The sequence below is a fragment of the Holdemania sp. genome (assembly GCF_986127675.1).
The window spans coordinates 1-3,281 of the sequence record NZ_CFQZWI010000170.1 but is presented as its reverse complement, the minus strand read 5'-3'; the positions used below and the strand labels follow the sequence as shown (position 1 = coordinate 3,281).

General features: G+C 50.3%; 2 protein-coding genes. One reads left to right on the top strand and one right to left on the bottom strand.

All coding sequences use genetic code 11. The annotated features are described in order from the left end of the window. Window positions 1–61: 61 nt before the first annotated feature. Complete coding sequence (locus AC5OW4_RS14890) at window positions 62–1,321, bottom strand: type II secretion system protein (RefSeq protein WP_072684327.1); 1,260 nt, start codon at window positions 1,319–1,321, stop codon at window positions 62–64. Between the two features lie 133 nt (window positions 1,322–1,454). Between AC5OW4_RS14890 and AC5OW4_RS14885 the strand changes: the two genes are divergently transcribed. Beyond that, window positions 1,455–3,125, top strand: coding sequence for a DEAD/DEAH box helicase (locus AC5OW4_RS14885; protein ID WP_072684326.1), 1,671 nt, complete (start codon window positions 1,455–1,457; stop codon window positions 3,123–3,125). Window positions 3,126–3,281 lie beyond the last annotated feature (156 nt).

Below are 3,281 nucleotides of genomic sequence, written 5' to 3'. Positions count from 1 at the left end.
AAGCATAACATTCTTTCTGCACAGAAAAAAGACTATAAGAATTCACTTATAGCCTACTGAATCATTTTTTATTATCAACCTTGCATGCTCCCTCAAATTTTGCAGGGTCTGTTCCACATTCATGCCATTCGTTGTTCGGCGGAGTTGAATTCGTCACATTCGAAGGAGTATACCATGTTTGGTCCAGCAAAACATATTCACCAGAATGATATTCCTTTCCTTTCACATAATTTCCGGATGCAGAAACATTAAATAAACTTGAACTTAACTGTTTTATTATATCATTTGGCTTACTGCCTTGATTTATATACAAACCATAACTCACTCGATATAGGTTACCATTGTAATAAAAATAATCTCCACTTTTTAAACTCTTTCCAGTTTTAACCAGATCCTCAAGGTTGTCCAAATTGTTAAATACGTCAAACAAACCATCGCCCTCTTCTCCGCCTAACATATAGGCCGCATGGATAAAGTTCGGATTATTCTTATCCACTACAATCGGATAGGTGTTCGTTTCTTCTTTCTTGCAGTAACCGGAACCATTCTCTACAATCCATTCACCCCCACTAGCCACACATTTCTGTTGATTGGCTTTTTCCTGATCGAACACGCACATCTTGGTGTTGTCATCAAGGATGAGATCGCCGGAACATGTACAGGTCTGGGTTGTTTTGTCATATGTCCCGCCGCTGCTGATGCACATATATTGTTCGACCGGGATGCAGACCTTATATTCAACGCCGTCTTTCTTCTCCGTTCCTTCCAGAACGTAACCGGCCGGGCATGAACAGGTTTCCGCAACGATGTCAAACTGGCCCTTGCTGGCTTCACAAACCGCCTTGTAAGGCGAAGGAATGTAGGTCGGCATCGGTTTGGACGACGGGTACACCGTCGGTTCCGGCTTCTTTACGTCATCCGGCGTTAACGAACCATCCGGATTGGATGAAGGTTTATAACTGCCGCCGCAGCCTTCCGTGGATTGAACATAGCGGATCCATTTCTGATCGGTAATGTTCCAACAATAATCCCCTTCCCCACTAGGATGCACCGGCTGCTCAATCAGGCCGTCGCTGACCAGCACCTGCTGCCGCGCGGCGTCGTCCCCGACCGATTCAAAAATATCTTTATTTTCGATTTCATGAAACGAAGCGTAGGAATGCGTGGCAAAATTCAACAGCTCTAAATTAGAATCTGAAATCTGATCGCCCACGGATTTCGCGAAGCCTGACATCGTCGGGACCAGTATACTCAAAAGCGTAAATAAAATCGCGACCGTCACGATCATTTCCAATAATGTAAAACCACGTTTCTCTTTCATTGTTTTCACCTTTGTTCTTTGATTAGGATTATTATATCATACTTCTGAATCTGCCTGCTTAATTCGTTTTACTTTTGTCCATAATAATGATATACTCCTAGGCGAGCGATTTTAAGATGAAAGTGAGAAATACATGAAATTTAACGAACTAAACCTGTCCCCTGAGATGAGCCGCGCCATCGCAGACTGCGGCTACACAGAGGCTACCTATATCCAAAGCGCGTGCATCCCGGTCGTCATGAACGGCGGCGACGTCATCGGACAGTCCCAGACCGGCACCGGCAAGACCGCCGCGTTTGCGATTCCTATCATTGAAATGCTGGAGGTCACGGACCGCAAGCGGCCTCAGGCGCTGATTCTATCCCCAACCCGCGAGCTGGCGATGCAGGTCTGCGATGAAATCCGCAAGTTTACCAAATATAAAGAAGGCATCCGTACCGTTGCCGTTTACGGCGGCCAGCAGATCAGCAAGCAGATTCTGGAATTAAAAAAAGGCGCCGACATCGTCGTCGGAACCCCGGGCCGTGTACTCGATCATATCCGCCGCCGCACGCTGCGCTTTGACCAGTGCCGCGTATTAGTACTGGATGAAGCGGACGAAATGCTGAACATGGGCTTCCGCGAGGATATCGAAACCGTCATCGCCGCCCTGCCGCAGCAGCGCCAGACCGTTCTGTTCTCCGCGACGATGCCCAAGCCGATTCTGGAGATCACTTCGCAATATCAGACCAATCCAGTTCATATAAAAACGCCGCAAACACAGATCAACACACCGAAGATCGAGCAGGTCTATTACGTCTGCCCGAAGGAAGCCAAGAAAGAAATTCTGATGCAGCTGATCTCGATGCAAAATCCGCATCTGGCGATGATTTTCTGCAACACGAAGAAAATGGTCGACGAGCTGACCTCGGATTTAGTCTCCAAAGGCTATCCTGCCGCCGCGCTGCATGGCGACATGAAGCAGGAAATGCGCACCGGCGTCATGGAAAATTTCAAAAAAGGCAAGATCAACATTCTGGTGGCGACCGACGTCGCAGCCCGCGGGATCGACGTCGATTCGATGGACGTCGTCTTCAACTACGATCTGCCGCAGGAATCTGAATATTATGTTCACCGCATCGGCCGGACCGGCCGTGCGGGCAAGGAAGGTCTGGCGGTCACGCTGATCACTGCGCGTCAGAAATACGCACTGCGCGATCTGGAGCGCACAACCCGCTCCAAGCTGACGCAGAAGCCGCTGCCGTCGCTGGAAGAAGTCCGCAAGATCCGGCTGGACTTCTTACGCGAAGATCTGGAACACCGGATGACCCGCGATGTCCCGGAGCCGCTGGCGGCGATTATCGACGCCATGAAGGACGACGGCTATTCTTATCGGGAAATGGCTTTAGCCCTGGCCTATCAGATTGCCGGCACGGAGATGTTCGATGAATCGGCCTGGAATGCTTCCGCCCGTCCGGCGCTAACCGTGACGGAAAAAGGCATGAGCGAACTGATTCTGGATATCGGTTCTGATCAGGACGTCAACGCGGCGATCATCGTCAGCGCGATCGCGACCGCAACCGGGCTGCCGGGCAGAGACATCGGCAAGATCCGGATCAGCGCGCAGGAAACGACCGTACAGATTCCGCGCCAGTTTGACCGCGAGATCGCCGACGCAATGAAGAATACGCCGATCAAAGGCCAGACAGTCCACCCGCTTCTGATGGTCCGCAAAGGTAAGGATTATTCCAATCTGCCGCCGAAGCGCCGGACAGCCGCCAAAGGGGCGCGTCAGCGCGGACGCCGCCGCGAAAACCGCGATTAATTTTAAATCATGAAAAAACCCCATACTGCGGATACCGACGCAGGCTGGGGTTTTTCTTTACGCTTCCACTCTCTTTTTAATTTTTTTGCTGAGCTGCGGGTGATCCAGATAACACTGCGTCACGCTGACGATCATGTTGACATCGAGATCGGAAGA

Excerpts from the sequence above, each read along its gene's own strand:
- AC5OW4_RS14885 (WP_072684326.1), top strand. The coding sequence starts at position 1,455 with ATGAAATTTAACGAACTAAACCTGTCCCCTGAGATGAGCCGCGCCATC.
- AC5OW4_RS14890 (WP_072684327.1), bottom strand. The coding sequence starts at position 1,321 with ATGAAAGAGAAACGTGGTTTTACATTATTGGAAATGATCGTGACGGTC.